The sequence below is a fragment of the Candidatus Melainabacteria bacterium RIFOXYA2_FULL_32_9 genome, from assembly GCA_001784615.1.
Lineage (GTDB): Bacteria > Cyanobacteriota > Vampirovibrionia > Gastranaerophilales > UBA9579 > UBA9579.
This window is the reverse complement of the sequence record MFRQ01000031.1, coordinates 1-439: the sequence shown is the minus strand read 5'-3', so window position 1 is coordinate 439 and position 439 is coordinate 1. Positions and strand designations below refer to the sequence as shown.

1 pseudogene is annotated in these 439 nt (G+C 48.5%); it reads left to right on the top strand.

Going from position 1 to position 439, the window contains the following annotated elements:
- Positions 1 to 439: pseudogene (locus A2255_08805) on the top strand (hypothetical protein).

Below are 439 nucleotides of genomic sequence, written 5' to 3'. Positions count from 1 at the left end.
CTTCTCAGGCTCGACTGATATACTGGAAGGCACTGCAAACAGCCCCACTTACTTTAATGTTACGGAAAGAACAAATGGCACACTTATCAAAAACCCCAGAGTAACTGTTCAGATACCTGTGAACAGAACAGGGCCGTTCCAGATAGAAATCACTGCTGAATTGAACTCCTCTGCAGGCAAGTATAATGTCTCAGGGCGCACGTTCTACATGGCGAAATACATCATGGGCTTTGTTGCTTCAGGCGGCATGATGGGCGGTATGGGTGAAAGCGGCGGTGGACCTGCGGGCGGGGCTGGCGACTTTAAAGGTGCTTCTTCATGTTCAGGAACCCAGCAGTTCCAGGGTAATGTAATGGATATAGCTTCCAACAGCGCCCCAAAAGATCCGGTCCAGTTTGTCAATATATTACAGGCAAGGGATGAACTAACAGGAAAAGAC